The organism is Streptomyces sp. JHA26 (assembly GCF_002005565.1).
In the GTDB taxonomy this organism is placed as follows: Bacteria; Actinomycetota; Actinomycetes; order Streptomycetales; family Streptomycetaceae; genus Streptomyces.
Genome location: NZ_BDJC01000006.1, coordinates 88,876 through 103,839, shown reverse-complemented (window position 1 = coordinate 103,839; position 14,964 = coordinate 88,876). Strand labels below are relative to the sequence as shown.

General features: G+C 72.5%; 16 protein-coding genes. 9 read left to right on the top strand and 7 right to left on the bottom strand.

Features of this window, described 5'->3' with window-relative positions:
• Positions 1 to 9: 9 nt before the first annotated feature.
• Entirely contained in the window at positions 10 to 327 is a 318-nt protein-coding gene (locus tag JHAT_RS34560) for a hypothetical protein (protein WP_171990761.1), read from the bottom strand.
• Positions 328 to 436: 109 nt separating this feature from the next.
• On the opposite strand from JHAT_RS34560, the gene JHAT_RS34555 reads away from it, so the two are divergent.
• Positions 437 to 790 carry a hypothetical protein gene (locus JHAT_RS34555; protein WP_171990760.1) on the top strand — a complete coding sequence of 118 codons (354 nt, stop codon included), beginning with the start codon at positions 437 to 439 and terminating at the stop codon, positions 788 to 790.
• 223 nt (positions 791 to 1,013) lie between these two features.
• Positions 1,014 to 2,261, top strand: coding sequence for an Ig-like domain-containing protein (locus JHAT_RS05805; protein ID WP_077797003.1), 1,248 nt, complete (start codon positions 1,014 to 1,016; stop codon positions 2,259 to 2,261).
• A gap of 156 nt (positions 2,262 to 2,417) precedes the next feature.
• On the opposite strand, the gene JHAT_RS05800 is transcribed toward JHAT_RS05805, so the two are convergent.
• Positions 2,418 to 3,290 carry a helix-turn-helix transcriptional regulator gene (locus JHAT_RS05800; protein ID WP_077796942.1) on the bottom strand — a complete coding sequence of 291 codons (873 nt, stop codon included), beginning with the start codon at positions 3,288 to 3,290 and terminating at the stop codon, positions 2,418 to 2,420.
• Between the two features lie 152 nt (positions 3,291 to 3,442).
• Between JHAT_RS05800 and JHAT_RS05790 the strand changes: the two genes are divergently transcribed.
• The gene (locus tag JHAT_RS05790) at positions 3,443 to 4,483 is read left to right on the top strand and encodes an NAD(P)-dependent alcohol dehydrogenase (protein WP_077796940.1); all 1,041 of its coding nucleotides are present in this window, start codon (positions 3,443 to 3,445) and stop codon (positions 4,481 to 4,483) included.
• 116 nt (positions 4,484 to 4,599) lie between these two features.
• Here the strand turns inward: JHAT_RS05790 and JHAT_RS05785 are convergent, their stop codons facing one another.
• The gene (locus JHAT_RS05785) at positions 4,600 to 5,841 is read right to left on the bottom strand and encodes an MFS transporter (RefSeq protein ID WP_253195404.1); all 1,242 of its coding nucleotides are present in this window, start codon (positions 5,839 to 5,841) and stop codon (positions 4,600 to 4,602) included.
• 128 nt (positions 5,842 to 5,969) lie between these two features.
• Here JHAT_RS05785 and JHAT_RS05780 point away from each other — a divergent pair, with 128 nt between their 5' ends.
• Both JHAT_RS05780 and msrA read left to right on the top strand, forming a co-directional pair.
• Positions 5,970 to 6,902, top strand: coding sequence for a LysR family transcriptional regulator (locus JHAT_RS05780; RefSeq protein WP_077796938.1), 933 nt, complete (start codon positions 5,970 to 5,972; stop codon positions 6,900 to 6,902).
• Positions 6,903 to 7,026: 124 nt separating this feature from the next.
• Positions 7,027 to 7,539 carry a peptide-methionine (S)-S-oxide reductase MsrA gene (gene msrA / locus JHAT_RS05775; protein ID WP_077796937.1) on the top strand — a complete coding sequence of 171 codons (513 nt, stop codon included), beginning with the start codon at positions 7,027 to 7,029 and terminating at the stop codon, positions 7,537 to 7,539.
• A 54-nt stretch (positions 7,540 to 7,593) separates the two neighbouring features.
• On the opposite strand, the gene JHAT_RS05770 is transcribed toward msrA, so the two are convergent.
• The gene (locus tag JHAT_RS05770) at positions 7,594 to 8,712 is read right to left on the bottom strand and encodes a hypothetical protein (RefSeq protein ID WP_077796936.1); all 1,119 of its coding nucleotides are present in this window, start codon (positions 8,710 to 8,712) and stop codon (positions 7,594 to 7,596) included.
• 95 nt (positions 8,713 to 8,807) lie between these two features.
• Here JHAT_RS05770 and JHAT_RS05765 point away from each other — a divergent pair, with 95 nt between their 5' ends.
• Entirely contained in the window at positions 8,808 to 9,962 is a 1,155-nt protein-coding gene (locus tag JHAT_RS05765) for a cystathionine gamma-synthase (protein ID WP_077796935.1), read from the top strand.
• Between the two features lie 10 nt (positions 9,963 to 9,972).
• On the opposite strand, the gene JHAT_RS35160 is transcribed toward JHAT_RS05765, so the two are convergent.
• The 3 genes from JHAT_RS35160 to JHAT_RS05755 all read right to left on the bottom strand — a co-directional run bounded on the left by JHAT_RS35160 (position 9,973) and on the right by JHAT_RS05755 (position 11,465).
• Positions 9,973 to 10,230, bottom strand: a complete 258-nt coding sequence (locus JHAT_RS35160; RefSeq protein WP_107481833.1) for a hypothetical protein — start codon at positions 10,228 to 10,230, stop codon at positions 9,973 to 9,975.
• A gap of 32 nt (positions 10,231 to 10,262) precedes the next feature.
• Positions 10,263 to 10,763, bottom strand: a complete 501-nt coding sequence (locus JHAT_RS35155) for a sigma factor-like helix-turn-helix DNA-binding protein (RefSeq protein WP_107481831.1) — start codon at positions 10,761 to 10,763, stop codon at positions 10,263 to 10,265.
• 195 nt (positions 10,764 to 10,958) lie between these two features.
• The gene (locus tag JHAT_RS05755) at positions 10,959 to 11,465 is read right to left on the bottom strand and encodes a MarR family winged helix-turn-helix transcriptional regulator (protein WP_107481830.1); all 507 of its coding nucleotides are present in this window, start codon (positions 11,463 to 11,465) and stop codon (positions 10,959 to 10,961) included.
• Positions 11,466 to 11,627: 162 nt separating this feature from the next.
• Between JHAT_RS05755 and ilvA the strand changes: the two genes are divergently transcribed.
• The 3 genes from ilvA (at position 11,628) to JHAT_RS05740 (ending at position 14,947) form a co-directional block, all read left to right on the top strand.
• Complete coding sequence (ilvA, locus tag JHAT_RS05750) at positions 11,628 to 12,857, top strand: threonine ammonia-lyase (protein WP_077796934.1); 1,230 nt, start codon at positions 11,628 to 11,630, stop codon at positions 12,855 to 12,857.
• A 252-nt stretch (positions 12,858 to 13,109) separates the two neighbouring features.
• Entirely contained in the window at positions 13,110 to 14,144 is a 1,035-nt protein-coding gene (locus JHAT_RS05745) for an ATP-binding cassette domain-containing protein (protein WP_077796933.1), read from the top strand.
• A gap of 5 nt (positions 14,145 to 14,149) precedes the next feature.
• Positions 14,150 to 14,947: an ABC transporter permease gene (locus tag JHAT_RS05740; protein WP_253195409.1), complete on the top strand. Its 798-nt coding sequence runs from the start codon at positions 14,150 to 14,152 to the stop codon at positions 14,945 to 14,947.
• Positions 14,948 to 14,964 lie beyond the last annotated feature (17 nt).

The following is a 14,964-nucleotide window of genomic DNA, read 5'->3' as shown; positions in this document are numbered from 1 at the left end:
CCGGCGGCCTCAGAAACCGAGGCGTTCCCGGCGCACCGAGTACACGACGAACCCCGCGCCGAGGCCGAGGCAGGCGGTGCCGCCGACGACGTACGGGGTGCTGTCGAAGCTTCCGGTGTCGGCCAGCCGGGTGCTCCCCCCGCCGGCCGCCGCGGTGTCCGTCGACACGGCTCTGGCCTGCTCGGTGACCTGCGGCGACGGGCTCGTGGAGGGGGTGTCCACGGCCGGGGTCCCGGGCGTCGCGTTCGCGGACGGGACGAACCACAGGGCGCACAGTAGGCCCCCCGCGGCGGCGGCGGTCAGCAACGGACGGCGAGCGGATGACACGGAATATCGATCCCCTTGTGGCGCTGGCGAATTGGCCGTGTGGGCAGATGTTAGTGAAAGGCGCGGGTCACAGGAAAGTCACGGGAGCGGTCGGCCTTACTCTCCGGTCATGAGCACTCCGGAGACATCACGTTTTGTGCGGCTTCGCGTGGACCTCGTCCTGGCGATCGACGACGAGGAGGCGGTCACCGGCGCCGCGCTGCAGGCCCTCGCCGACGACCCCGGGCTGGCCGACGCGGAACGGGCGCACGCCGAGCGGACTGTGACCGAGGACACCGCCGAGGCCCTGGCCTGTCTCGTGGACCCGTTCGACCTGGTCGGCGCGGTGCCCGGGATCGAACTCCAACAGGCCTCCTGGAGCAGCGAACAGATCGACTACGACCCCGACTCGCCCGACTGGGACCCGGACGAGGATGATGGCGGCCAGGACGACCCGGAAGACGGGGAACAGGCGGGCGGCTGACGCGCCGTGGGGGAAATGGTGACCCCGGGCGGCAACCGCCGCCCGGGGTTCCACCGTCTCAGAGGGCGCACCGGGGGACCCCCGCGCCACCACCGCCCGCGGCGGACGTGGTATGTCCCACACCCGTCGGCGATGTGGAACGGGACGAACCGGTCGTAGCGTTGGACGTCTTGACGGGGAACCTCGGGGTTTTCGGGAATCGGCAACGATGGAGAAGCGTGTGATGACGGACGGTAAGCGGCGCAAGGGTCTGGCGGCCGCGTCCGCACTGCTCGGCGGTGTGCTGGTGCTCTCGGCATGTTCCGGCAACGACGCCGACGCCTCCGGAGGCGGAGACGGCAACACCTCGCAGGCGCAGGTCGACGAGGCGGCGGCCAAGAAGACCTCCGAGGCGCAGATCAAGATCACGCCCGCGAACGGCTCGGACAACGCCTCCATCAACAACTCGGCCACCGTCACCGTGAGCAAGGGCACGCTCACGGACGTCAAGATGACCACGACCGACGGCACCGAGGTCAAGGGCGAGATATCCGCCGACAAGACCAGCTGGAAGCCCAGCGCCCAGCTGGAGCGGGCCACCACCTACCGGCTGGCGGTCACCGCGCAGGACTCCGAGGGCCGCGCCGCCCACGAGAACTCCTCGTTCACCACGGTCTCCAAGAGCAACAGCTTCATCGGCACCTTCACCCCGGACGACGGCACCACCGTCGGTGTCGGCATGCCCGTGTCGATCAACTTCGACAAGGAGATCACCAACAAGGCCGCCGTCCAGAAGGCGATCACCGTCAACACCACCAGCGGCCAGGAAGTCGCCTGTCACTGGTTCAACACCCAGCGCATGGACTGCCGCCCCGAGACGTACTGGCAGGAGGGTTCCACCGTCACCCTCAAGCTGGCGCTCGACGGCGTCGAGGGCGCCGACGGCGTCTACGGCGTCCAGCAGAAGACGGTCACCTTCAAGATCGGCCGCAACCAGGTCTCGTACGTCGACGCGCAGACCAAGCAGATGAAGGTCACGCAGGACGGCAAGACCGTCCGCACCATCCCGATCTCCGCGGGCTCGCCCGAGAACAAGACCTACGAGGGCCAGATGGTGATCTCCGAGAAGTACAAGGAGACCCGGATGGACGGCTCGACGGTCGGCTTCACCGACGACGACGGCAAGGGCGAGTACGACATCAAGGACGTGCCGCACGCCATGCGCCTGAGCACCTCCGGCACCTTCATCCACGGCAACTACTGGGGCAAGGGCATCTTCGGCAGCGTCAACACCAGCCACGGCTGCGTGGGCCTGGAGGACGCCAAGGGCGCCGACGACCCGAACACCCCGGGCGCCTGGTTCTACAACAACTCCATCATCGGTGACGTGGTCGTCGTCCAGAACACCGGCGACAAGACCATCGCCCCGGACAACGGCCTCAACGGCTGGAACATGGACTGGGCCCAGTGGAAGGCGGGTTCGGCGGTCTGACGCCGGACTCCCCGCGGCTCACCGCGACTTCACGGCGGACGTCCGCCGCCCCTCACCGGGGGCGGCGGGCGTCCGCCGTTCTCCGCGCGGAACCGGCGCGACTGCCGGCCGACGCGGACGCGGGCGGGAACCCCGCCGCCGCGGCCGGCCGGCGGGTCACGTCGTCAGCGCGGCCGCCGCGTCCCTCCCCCAGCTGGCCAGCAGGCGCAGGGCCTCGGCCGACGGGGAGCCCGGCTCCGCGTGGTAGGTGACGAACGCCTGCTCGTCGTCGTCGACCAGGCGGAACGTCTCGAAGGACAGGGTCAGGTCACCGACCAGCGGGTGCCGCATCCGCTTGACGCCGTAGCTCTTCTCCTTGACGTCGTGCGTGGCCCACAGCCGCCGGAACTCCTCGCTCTTCACCGACAGCTCGCCCACCAGCGCGGACAGCCGCGGGTCGTCCGGGTGCCGGCCCGCGTCCATGCGCAGGAAGCTGACCATGTCGTACGCCTTCTGGTCCCAGTCCACGAACAGCTCGCGGTACTCCGGGTTCAGGAAGACCAGCCGCGCCCAGTTCCGCTCCTGGGCCGGCAGCTCGCCCCAGTCGCCGAAGAGGGCGGCGGCCATCCGGTTCCAGGCGAGGATGTCCGACCGGCGGCCCGTCACGTAGGCCGGCACCGTGTCGATCGACTCCAGCAGCTGGAGCAGCGCCACCCGCACCGGCTGCTGGGCCCGCGCCGCCGGCCGCCTGCGCTGCTGCTTCGGCTTGGCGAGGTGCGTCAGGTGGGCGTGCTCGGCGTCGGTGAGCCGGAGCGCGCGGGCGATCGAGTCCAGCACCTCCGCGGACACGTTCTGCCCGTTGCCCTGCTCGAGCCGCGTGTAGTACGCCACCGACACCCCGGCCAGCTGCGACAGCTCCTCCCGGCGCAGTCCGGGCACCCGGCGGTGCCGGCCGAAGTCCGGCAGCCCCACGTCCTGTGGCTTCAGCCGGGCCCGCCGGGTCCGCAGGAACTCGCTCAGTTCGGCGCGCCGGTCCAGCTGTCCGTCCATGCCTCCAGTATTCCCGGTCGTACGCCCGGGAGGCTGTCCCCGCCAGTGGTAGGAACGCTGGTCGTAGGCAGAACCGTGGTCTGGGTGGCGTGCGCCGGACGCGGCAGGGTGGAGACCGAACACCCCTCCACGAGAATCCCGGAGACCCCGGCATGACCACTGTCGCCGCGTACGCCGCACCCGCCGCCAAGGCTCCGCTGGAGCGCACCACCATCGAGCGGCGCGAGGTGCGCGAGCACGACGTCCTGATCGACATCAAGTTCGCCGGCATCTGCCACTCCGACATCCACCAGGCCCGCGAGGGCTGGGGCGAGGCCATCTTCCCGATGGTCCCCGGTCACGAGATCGCGGGCATCGTCGAGGCCGTCGGCCCGGGCGTCACCAAGTTCAAGGTCGGCGACCGCGTCGGGGTCGGCTGCCTCGTCGACTCCTGCCGCGAGTGCGAGAACTGCAGGGCCGGCCTGGAGCAGCACTGCCTCAAGGGCAGCGTCGGCACCTACAACGCCGTCGGCCACGACGGTGAGCCCACCTACGGCGGCTACTCGCAGAAGGTCGTCGTCGACGAGGCCTTCACCCTCCGCATCCCCGACGGCCTGGCGCTCGACGTGGCCGCGCCGCTGCTGTGCGCGGGCATCACCACGTACTCCCCGCTCAAGCACTGGGGCGCCGCCCCGGGCAAGAAGGTCGCCGTGATCGGCCTGGGCGGCCTCGGCCACATGGGCGTCAAGATCGCCCACGCCATGGGCGCCGAGGTCACCGTCCTCTCGCAGTCGCTGCGCAAGAAGGACGACGGCCTGAAGCTGGGCGCCGACCACTACTACGCGACCAGCGACGAGAAGACCTTCCAGGACCTGGCGGGCACCTTCGACGTGATCCTCTCCACGGTCTCCGCGCCGCTGGACTTCGGCTCCTACCTCGGCCTGCTCAGGACCGGCGGCGCCCTGGTGAACGTCGGCGCCCCCGAGGAGCCGATCGCGCTGAACCTGTTCTCGCTCATCGGCGGCAACAAGACCCTCGCCGGGTCCATGATCGGCGGCATCGCCGAGACCCAGGAGATGCTGGACTTCTGCGCGGAGCACGGCATCGGCGCCGAGATCGAGCTGATCGCCGCGTCCGAGATCAACGACGCCTACGAGCGCGTCCTCGCCAGCGACGTCCGCTACCGCTTCGTGATCGACACGGCGACGATCTGACGCGCCGAGCGCACCCACGGCCGGGCGCACCCACCGGTACCGGTGGGCGCGCCCGGCCGTTCTCACCGGCAGGCCGCGGCAGCCGACGCGGGCGGGGGACCGGGACCCCGCGGGGGTCATGCGGCCCGGACGTTCTCGGCCGGCGCGGCGGGTGCGGGGCCGGACGGGTGGGAGCGCCGGGGCAGCAGGAGCGGGGTGGCGAGCAGCAGGACGCCCGAGACGGTGATCGCGGCGAGGGGACCGGTGAAGGCGGCGAGGACGCCCCAGACCACCATGAGGGCGGCCTGGACGAGCCTGCTGCCGACGCTCCAGGTGCTGAGGACCCGCGCGGCGCGGTCCGCGGGGGTCCGCTGCAGGCGTTCCGTGGCGTGGATCGGGTTGAAGACGCCCATGCAGGTGATCAGCAGGCCCTCGACGACGATCAGGACGAGGAGTCCGGAAACGCCGGGACGGACGAACGCGAGACCGAGCGGGAACAGGGACCGCAGCCACCCGGAGGCGGTCAGCACCCGGTGGCGGCCGTACCGCCGCACGAGGCGGGGCGAGAGGCGGGCGCCCGCGAAGCCGCCCAGTGCCGGGACGCCGAAGGCCAGGCCGTACTGCCAGGCCGGGACGTGGTACTCGCCCAGCAGGAGGACCGCCAGGAGCGGACCGGTGGCCATGATCAGGCCGCCCACCAGGACCTGGTTGAGGAACAGGCGCCGCAGCACGCCGTCACGGAGGATGAACCGCCAGCCGTGGAACAGCCCGGCCACCCCCGGCCGGGCCGCCGGGTCGCGCGGTGTCGCGACGTCGTCGCCGCGGATGCGGCGCACGGTCAGCGCGGACAGCAGGTAGCTGAGGGAGTCGGCCAGGACCGTGACCACCGGGCCGAGGAGTCCGACGAGCGTGCCGCCGAGCGGCGGGCCCGCCGCGGTCGCCACCCAGTTGGTGCCCTCGAACCTCCCGTTCGCGACGAGGAGGTCGTCGCCGCGCACGAGGTGCTTCAGGTACGCGCCGGACGCGGCGGTGAAGGCGAGTCCCGCGGCCCCGGAGACGACCGAGACGACCAGCAGCTGGACGTAGGACAGCAGACCGAGGGCGTACGCGACCGGGACGCTCGCCATCGCGAGGAACCGGACCAGGTCCGCCGTGATCATCACCGGGAGCTTGGTCCGGTGCTCCACCCACGGACCGAGCGGGAACGCGACGACCGCCGCGACGGCGAGCCCGGCCGCCTCCAGCAGGGAGACCGCGAACGCCGACGCGTGCAGCACGCGCACCGCGATGAGCGGGAACGCGCCGAAGGCCGCCCACGTGCCGTACGTGCTGACGGCGTAGGCCGACCACAACCGGCGGAAGTCGGACCCCGGTCCCACGCTCACACGACTCCTCAGGAACGACCGATGTCTGGCCGCGGTCATCACACCGGTCACGGGAGAGCGGGGTCAAACAACCGCCGTCGGGTGAGCCACAACGGACGGTTGTGCGTACGTAGGCTGGTCCCGTGGACACCGAGGCAGTGCGATCGTTCGTCCGGGCGGCCGAGCTCGGACAGCTGCGGCACGCGGCCGACGAGCTGGGCGTGACCCAGCAGGCGGTCTCGAAGCGGATCGCCGCCCTGGAACGCGAGCTGGGGGTCCGCCTGTTCACCCGCACCGCCCGCGGCGTCGAACCGACACCGGACGGCCGGGCGTTCCTCCCGCACGCGCAGGGCGTCGTCGCGGCCGTCGACCGCGCCGTCACCGCGGTCCGGCCGGTCTCGCGGGCCCTGAGGATCGACGTGCTCGGCCTGCGGAGCGCGCAGGCCGTCGTGCTGCACGACCACTGGCGGGCGCACCCCGGGACCGACCTCGACGTGGTGACCCTCAGGGTCGACGACCCCCACGTGGCGGCCGCCGCCGTCCGGGCGGGGGAGATCGACGCCTCGTTCCGCAGCGTCACCGACCCGGCCACGCTCCCGCCCGGGGTGCGGATGATCCACGCCTTCGACTCCCCGCTGGAACTCCTCGTCGGCCCCCGGCACCCGCTCGCCCCCGCCCGCACACTCACCCCGTCCGAGCTGCGCGGGCTGCGGATCCGGGTGCCCGGCATCGCGCCCGGAAGCGAGTGGGCGGACTTCTACGACCAGCTCACCGAGGCCTTCGACCTCCGCATCGACGCGGCCGGCCCCCACTTCGGCGACGAGGTGCTCCTCGACACCCTCGCGGACTCCGCCGACGTCGCCACCCTCGTCGGCGCGCGCGACCGGTACGTCTGGCCGGACCGGCACGACCTGCGGCGGATCCCGATCGTGAACCCGACGCTCGCCTACCCGCTCTCCCTCATGCTCCCGAGGACGAACCCGCACCCGGGACTCCGGGCGGTCGTCGACCACCTCGCCACCCTGGCCCCGCCCCCAAGGCCGTCCTGGCGGCCGTCCTGGGCCCTGACCCGGTGAGCGGCCGAGCGGGCACGGAATCGCGCCGAACCCTCGCGTGTTGAGGGAAGCGGGCAAGAAACGCCGGTGAGGTGCGGGCCGGCCGGCCCGAGCGACCGGATCGAACGAGTGTGGAGGAGCCGTAATGGCTGCGCAGACGCAGAGGGCCGTGCTGGCAGGCGGATGCTTCTGGGGGATGGAGGAGCTGATCCGCCACCTTCCGGGGGTGACCGCCACCCGGGTCGGATACACCGGGGGCGACGTGCCGAACGCGACGTACCGCAACCACGGCACGCACGCGGAGGCCATCGAGATCCTCTTCGACCCCGAGGTGACCGACTACCGCGCGATCCTGGAGTTCTTCTTCCAGATCCACGACCCGAGCACCAAGAACCGCCAGGGCAACGACATCGGCCTCAGCTACCGCTCGGCGATCTACTACGTCGACGACGAGCAGAAGCGGATCGCCGAGGACACGATCGCGGACGTGGACGCCTCCGGGCTGTGGCCGGGCAAGGTCGTCACCGAGGTGGAGCCGGTCGGCCCCTTCTGGGAGGCCGAGCCCGAGCACCAGGACTACCTGCAGCGCTACCCGGAGGGCTACACCTGCCACTTCCCGCGCCCGGGATGGCGACTGCCCGCCCGCACCGAGGGCTGAGCCCGGGGACGGCCCGGCCGGCGGTTCCGGCCGGGCCGTCCCCGTGACGACCGCTCAGCGCGGCAGCGTCGCCGGGCTGCCGCCGTTCGCCTCGTAGCCCGCCACCGCCAGGGCGCGGTAGACCGCGAACTCCGCCGCCGGGTCGGCGGACAGGACCCACGGCAGGGCGCCGACGTGGCCGTCGACGAGTACCAGCTGGTTCATGGCCTCCGCCCAGCGCTCGCCGCGGACCAGGAAGAACACCAGCAGGTGGCGGACGTGCGCCTGCATCGGGTCGTCGGGGCGGGCCGAGTGCACCGCGTGCAGGGCGCCGTGGACCGCCTTGGTGACGACCTCGCTCTGGTAGAAGCCGCTGACCAGATTGACCTCGGGCAGGTGCTCGAAGACCGCGAAGAGCGGCATCGCGGCCAGCAGCGACCCCCGGGGCGCGCGGGCCGCGGCGGCCTCCGCGAACGAGTACGCCAGCTCGCGCGAGCCGTGCCACTTCTCGCACCAGTAGTGCAGGGCGGCCAGGTGCGCGCCCATGTGGGCCGGGGCGCGGTCCAGGATCTTCAGCCACAGCTGCTCGAAGTCCTCGCGCGGGTAGGCCAGGCCGCGCGCCACCGACAGCTCGATGATGTACGGGACCGGGTCGCCGGGGGCCAGCAGCGCCGCCTCGGCGCACGCCGCCTTCGCCTCCTCCATGATGATCCGGAACTCGTCCGTGCCCGGCGTCGCCGTCCGCCACGCCTGCTGCGCCAGGAACTCGGCGTGCACGGCCGCGCCGCCCGCGTCCTTGGGGGCCTCCGTCCGCCACACCCGCAGCCACTGCCCGCCCGGCACCTCGCCGACCCCGCCGGGCCGCTGCTGCAGCTCCAGCGACGCGGCGCCCGCGAAGGACTGCACGCGCTGCCAGCGCCGCTCGCCGTCCGTCTCGGTGCCGGCGAGCAGCTGCTGCGCCCCCCGGTAGTCCTGCGTGCGCTGGACCAGGTCCAGGACGTCCAGCAGGTCCTGGTCGGGACCCGGCATGCGCACGTCCAGCTCCTCCTCGCGGGCGAAGCCGTAGTTCGCGGGGTCCGCGGCGTCCGGGTGGCCGGGCGGAACCAGCCCCACCGCGCTCCGCCGGCGCCGCAGCACGGGGAGCAGCACGAAACCGAGCATGACCAGGGCGATCAGGACCCAGAGAATCTCCATGCCACCAGCGAACCAGACGCCGCCACCACTTGGCCAACCTGTGACCCGGCCCGGGAGAACGCGCGGAGCCGTCCGCGGCACTACGCTCGGGGCCCATGAGCGACAGGCACATCAGTCAGCACTTCGAGACGCTCGCGATCCACGCGGGCAACACCGCCGATCCCCTGACGGGAGCGGTCGTCCCGCCGATCTACCAGGTGTCGACCTACAAGCAGGACGGCGTCGGCGGCCTGCGCGGCGGCTACGAGTACAGCCGCAGCGCGAACCCGACCCGCACCGCGCTGGAGGAGAACCTCGCCGCCCTGGAGGGCGGCCGCCGCGGCCTCGCGTTCGCGTCCGGACTGGCGGCCGAGGACTGCCTGTTGCGCACGCTGCTGCGCCCCGGCGACCACGTGGTCATCCCCAACGACGCCTACGGCGGCACCTTCCGGCTCTTCGCCAAGGTCGCCACCCGGTGGGGCGTGGAGTGGTCGGTGGCCGACAGCGCCGACCCCGCCGCCGTGCGGGCCGCGATCACCGACCGGACCAAGGCCGTGTGGGTGGAGACCCCGTCCAACCCGCTGCTCGGCATCACCGACGTCGCGGCCGTCGCCCAGGTCGCCCGGGACGCCGGCGCCCGGCTCGTCGTCGACAACACCTTCGCCACGCCGTACCTCCAGCAGCCGCTGGCGCTCGGCGCGGACGTCGTCGTGCACTCCCTGACCAAGTACATGGGCGGCCACTCGGACGTCGTCGGCGGTGCGCTGATCGTGAACGACCAGGAGCTCGGCGAGGAGCTGGCCTTCCACCAGAACGCGATGGGCGCCGTCGCCGGCCCCTTCGACTCCTGGCTGGTGCTGCGCGGCACCAAGACGCTCGCGGTGCGCATGGACCGGCACAGCGAGAACGCCGGCAAGGTCGCCGAGATGCTCACCCGGCACGCGCGCGTGACGAGCGTGCTGTACCCGGGGCTGCCGGACCACCCGGGGCACGAGATCGCCGCCAAGCAGATGAGGGCGTTCGGCGGCATGGTCTCCTTCCGCGTCGAGGGCGGCGAGGAGGCGGCCGTCGAGGTCTGCAACCGCGCGAAGGTGTTCACGCTCGGCGAGTCCCTGGGCGGCGTCGAGTCGCTGATCGAGCACCCCGGCCGGATGACGCACGCCTCGGCCGCCGGTTCGGCCCTGGAGGTGCCCGCCGACCTGGTGCGCCTGTCGGTCGGCATCGAGAACGCCGACGACCTGCTGGAGGACCTCCAGCAGGCGCTCGGCTAGCCCGCCGGGCTCACCAGCCCTCCCAGCCCGTCACGGGCGGGGTCGTCTCCGACGGCGGCTCCGCCCAGGGCCGGGCGGTCAGCGCCCACACCGTGAACACCACGGCCGCGGCGCACAGCACCAGCCACGTCAGACGGCGCACGGCGGTCCTGCGCCGCAGCATCCGGCTCCCGCGGCGCAGGGCGTCCGCGTACAGCTCGGGCGGCACCCGCGGCGGCGACTGCTCCATGATCCGCCGCACGGCGGCCTCCCGTTCGAACCGGTTCACCGGCGCCCCCCGGCCCCCCACGCGCGTGCCGGTCACGGCGGCGCCGCCCTCGCGGTCCGGCGGGCGGGCTCCGGCGGCGGGTACAGCACGGCGGCCACCGCCCGGTCGTGGACCGTCCGCACCCGTTCCACGGGCAGCGCCAGCAGGGCCGCCACCTGCTCCTCGGCGACCCCCTCGTACAGCCTGAGCACCAGGACCAGGCGTTCCTGCGGGGCGAGTCCGCCGAGCGCCCCGCCGGGACGCCGGCGGGGCCGGCCGAAAGGACCGCGGTGGCGGTGCCAGGCCTCCCGGGCGAACCGGGTGGCCAGGTACTGGCGGGCGCGGTCGTAGGGGTCCTCGCCGCGCAGCCCGTCCCAGCAGGCGTACGTGTGGGCCAGGGACAGCGCCAGCAGGCGCCGCGCGTGCGGGTTGCCGTCCGGTGGCTCGGCCGTGAGCAGGGTGGCGGAGTGCAGCAGCCGGCCCGCCGCGCCCGCGACGAAGGCCTCGAACTCCCGGGCCCGGCGGGCGTCCCGGGCCGCATGCCGTTCTCGCACCGCGCCTCCCGCCTGGTGGGCGACACCCGTGACCTCGTCGAAAAGAGGGGGACCCGTCGCGCGCGTGAGCGGGTGCCGGCCGCGTACACCGAGGGCCCGGTCTCATATCAGGCCAGGGGCGGTCCGCCGGTCAAGAGCGCGGCGCCGTCCGCCCGGGAAAGCCGGTGAGGCCCCGGGACGCCGGGGCGGGCGGGCTCAGGAGGCCGACGACGCCTCCGGGCCCGCCGCGCCCTGACCACCCGTACGGGCGGACAGGGCGCTGTTGAAGCGGGTGAGGAGCGTGCAGAACGCCTCGCGCTCCTCCGGCGCCCAGTCGTGGGTCAGCTCGGCCATCAGCTGACGCCGCGAGGACCGCACCTCGTCCAGCCGCGACACACCGCGCGGGGACAGCTGGAGCACCACCGCGCGCCCGTCCTCGGGGTGCGAGGTCCGCTTGACGAGTCCGCTGTCGACGAGCGGGGCCACCTGCCGGGTGACCGTCGAGGAGTCGATCCCCATGCTCGCGGCAAGGGCCTTGACCCCCATCGGGCCCTCTTTGTCCAGGCGGTTCAGGAGCAGGTAGGCGGCGCGGTCCATGGAGTTGCGGACCTGCCCGACCCCGCCGAGCCGGGTCTGTTCCGCCCGGCGGGCGAAGAGCGCCACCTCGTGCTGGAGCGTCTCGAGAAGACCGGTGTCACCGGCGGTCGTCATGTCCATCGACATCTCAGGCGTTGTGGGCATGGCCGGGGGCTCACTTCGTGGAGGGCTGCTGATTGGGGGACAGGGTACGCGGCCGGACGGCGAGACGTACCGTCGCTGCGCAAAGCGGGTCTCGGAGGTTGGTCACACCGGTCGTCCGCGCCCGCGAACTGCGATGCTGAGGGCATGAGCTACAGCACCGCCGCCGCTGTCCGCCCCGGCACCCTCGACGACGTGCGCGGAGCCCAGAAGATGCTCTCGGGCGTGGCGCGGGTGACGGCGATGGAGGGCAGCCGGTACCTGTCGCAGCTGGTCGGTGCGCCGGTGCACCTCAAGTGCGAGAACCTCCAGCGGACGGGTTCGTTCAAGCTGCGCGGCGCGTACGTCAGGATCGCCGGGCTGCTGCCCGAGGAGCGGGCCGCCGGAGTCGTCGCGGCCAGCGCGGGCAACCACGCGCAGGGGGTGGCGCTGGCGTCCTCGCTGCTCGGGGTCCACGCGACGGTGTTCATGCCCAAGGGCGCCCCGCTGCCGAAGATCAGCGCCACCCGGGACTACGGCGCCGAGGTGCGCCTGCACGGCCAGGTGGTCGACGAGACGCTGGCCGCCGCGCGGGAGTACGCGGAGCGCACGGGCGCGGTCTTCATCCACCCCTTCGACCATCCCGACGTCATCGCCGGTCAGGGGACGGTGGGGCTGGAGATCCTGGAGCAGTGCCCCGAGGTGCGGACCGTGGTGGTCGGCATCGGCGGGGGCGGTCTGGTGGCCGGGACGGCGGTCGCGGTGAAGGGGGTCCGGCCGGACGTGCGGATCGTGGGCGTGCAGGCGGAGGGCGCGGCGGCGTACCCGCCCTCGCTGGCCGCGGGGCGGCCGGTGGCCGTCGAGCATCCGGTGACGATGGCCGACGGCATCAAGGTGGGGCGGCCCGGTGACGTGCCGTTCGAGATCGTCGGCGACCTGGTCGACGAGGTCCGCACCGTCTCCGAGGACGAGCTGTCCGCCGCGCTGCTGCTGTGCCTGGAGCGGGCCAAGCTGGTCGTGGAGCCGGCCGGGGCGAGTCCGGTGGCGGCGCTCATGAGCGATCCCGGTGCCTTCGAGGGCCCGGTGGTGGCGGTGCTGTCCGGGGGCAACGTGGACCCGGTGCTGATGCAGGGCGTGCTGCGGCACGGCATGGCCGCGCAGGGCCGCTACCTGGCGGTCCGCCTGCGGCTGACGGACCGGCCGGGCGCCCTCGCCACGCTGCTGGGGGTGCTGTCGGTGGTGGACGCGAACGTGCTGGACGTGAGCCACGTCCGGACCGACCCGCGGCTCGGGCTGACCGAGGCGGAGGTCGAGCTGCACCTGGAGACGAAGGGGCCGGAGCACTGCGCCGAGGTCGACCGCGCGCTGCGGGACGCGGGCTACCCGGTCATCGGCTGAACCGGGACGGATCCCTCTCCCCTTCCGTCACCCGTTCGGGGAATTCCGTTGTGAGACGCGATACATCGCGTTACTGTGTGGCGTGCGCCACGCGGCCGCCCGGCGTGCGGCGTCCGGCGGCATGTGTGGAGCGGGCCGAGCGTGCCGGAGGAACCCGCGGAAGGACAAGCGGAAAAACAGGTGGAAGAACAAGCGGAAGAAACCGCACGATCCTAGGCTTCCCGAAGAATCCCCGACGACGTGGAGACTCACATGCCAGGTGCCATCCATGCCGAAGGCCTGGTGAAGACCTTCGGTGACGTAAGGGCTCTGGACGGCGTCGACCTCGACGTCCCCGAGGGCACGGTCCTGGGCCTGCTCGGGCCGAACGGCGCGGGCAAGACCACCACCGTCCGCTGCCTGACCACCCTGCTGCGGCCCGACAGCGGCAGGGCCGTCGTCGCCGGCCTCGACGTGCTCGGGCAGCCCGACGCGGTACGCCGCTCGATCGGGCTCTCCGGCCAGTTCGCCGCGGTCGACGAATACCTGACCGGCCGGGAGAACCTGCAGATGGTCGGCCGGCTGTACCAGATGCGGGCCAGGGAGGCGAAGCGCCGGGCGGCCGAGCTGCTGGAGCAGTTCCACCTCGCGGACGCCGCCGACCGCCCCACGAAGACCTACTCGGGAGGCATGCGCCGCCGCCTCGACCTCGCGGCGGCCCTCGTCGTCTCGCCGCCCGTGATGTTCATGGACGAGCCGACGACGGGCCTGGACCCGCGCAACCGCCAGCAGCTGTGGGACGTCATCAAGCAGCTCGTCTCCGACGGTACGACGCTGCTGCTGACCACCCAGTACCTGGAGGAGGCCGACCACCTCGCCCACGACATCGCGGTGGTCGACCGCGGCCGGGTCATCGCCAAGGGCACCTCCGACCAGCTCAAGGCCCGCATCGGAGGCGAGCGCGTCGAAGTGGTCGTGCACGAGCGCGAGCACCTCCGCACCGCGTCGGAGGTGCTGCGCGGCTTCGGCAAGGGCGACACGACGGTCGAGGAGCACATGCGCAAGCTCACCGTGCCCGTGACCGGCGGCGCCAGGCTGCTCGCCGAGGTCATCCGCGAACTCGACAGCCGCGGCATCGAGATCGACGACATCGGCCTGCGCCGCCCCACCCTCGACGACGTCTTCCTCTCCCTCACCGGCCACGCGGCCGAGGCGGAGGACCCGGCGGGGGCGAACGGCCCCGCGGAGGGGGACGGAGGCCCGCAGGGGCACGACGGTCACCGGCAGGAGAAGGAGGTCACCCGGTGAGCATGATGGCCGACTCCCTGGTCATCGCCCGCAGGAACCTGATCCGGATGACCAGGATCCCCGAGATGGTCCTCTTCGGGATCATCCAGCCGGTGATGTTCGTGGTCCTCTTCACGTACGTCTTCGGCGGCTCGCTGCAGATCGGGGGCACCACCGATGCGGACGTCTACAAGGACTTCCTGATGGCGGGCATCTTCGCGCAGACCGTCACCTTCGCCACCGCGGGATCGGCGGCCGGTATCGCCGACGACATGCAGAAGGGGCTGGTCGACCGCTTCCGCTCCCTGCCGATGGCCCGCGGTGCGGTGCTGACCGGCCGGACGGTCGCCGACCTGGTGCAGACGACGATCACGCTGCTCGTCCTCGCGGTCGTCGCGCTGATCGTGGGGTGGCGCACCGGCTCCGCGGCGCCGACCGACGCCGGACGGATCCTGGCCGGCTTCGGCCTGCTCCTTCTCCTGGGATACGCCTTCACCTGGATCGGAGCGCTGATCGGCCTGTCCGTGCGGACCCCGGAGGCGGCGACCTCCGGAGGGATCATCTGGCTGTTCCCCGTGACGTTCGTGTCGAACGCCTTCGTGAACTCCGGTCAGATGACCCCCTGGCTCCGGCACATCGCCGAGTGGAACCCGTTCAGCGCCACGGTGCAGGCCTGCCGGGAGCTGTTCGGCAATCCGGGCGTCGTGCAGTCCGACGCCTGGCCCATGCAGCACCCCGTCTGGGCCTCGCTGATCTGGTCCGTCCTGATCATCGCGGTCTTCCGGACGCTGGCGGTGCGCAAGTACCGCTCGGCCGACGGCTGAGGCCGCGGGCGGCGCGG

Excerpts from the sequence above, each read along its gene's own strand:
- JHAT_RS34555 (WP_171990760.1), top strand. The coding sequence starts at position 437 with ATGAGCACTCCGGAGACATCACGTTTTGTGCGGCTTCGCGTGGACCTC.
- JHAT_RS05805 (WP_077797003.1), top strand. The coding sequence starts at position 1,014 with ATGACGGACGGTAAGCGGCGCAAGGGTCTGGCGGCCGCGTCCGCACTG.
- JHAT_RS05800 (WP_077796942.1), bottom strand. The coding sequence starts at position 3,290 with ATGGACGGACAGCTGGACCGGCGCGCCGAACTGAGCGAGTTCCTGCGG.
- JHAT_RS05790 (WP_077796940.1), top strand. The coding sequence starts at position 3,443 with ATGACCACTGTCGCCGCGTACGCCGCACCCGCCGCCAAGGCTCCGCTG.
- msrA (WP_077796937.1), top strand. The coding sequence starts at position 7,027 with ATGGCTGCGCAGACGCAGAGGGCCGTGCTGGCAGGCGGATGCTTCTGG.
- JHAT_RS05770 (WP_077796936.1), bottom strand. The coding sequence starts at position 8,712 with ATGGAGATTCTCTGGGTCCTGATCGCCCTGGTCATGCTCGGTTTCGTG.
- JHAT_RS05765 (WP_077796935.1), top strand. The coding sequence starts at position 8,808 with ATGAGCGACAGGCACATCAGTCAGCACTTCGAGACGCTCGCGATCCAC.
- JHAT_RS05755 (WP_107481830.1), bottom strand. The coding sequence starts at position 11,465 with ATGTCGATGGACATGACGACCGCCGGTGACACCGGTCTTCTCGAGACG.
- ilvA (WP_077796934.1), top strand. The coding sequence starts at position 11,628 with ATGAGCTACAGCACCGCCGCCGCTGTCCGCCCCGGCACCCTCGACGAC.
- JHAT_RS05745 (WP_077796933.1), top strand. The coding sequence starts at position 13,110 with ATGCCAGGTGCCATCCATGCCGAAGGCCTGGTGAAGACCTTCGGTGAC.
- JHAT_RS05740 (WP_253195409.1), top strand. The coding sequence starts at position 14,150 with ATGGCCGACTCCCTGGTCATCGCCCGCAGGAACCTGATCCGGATGACC.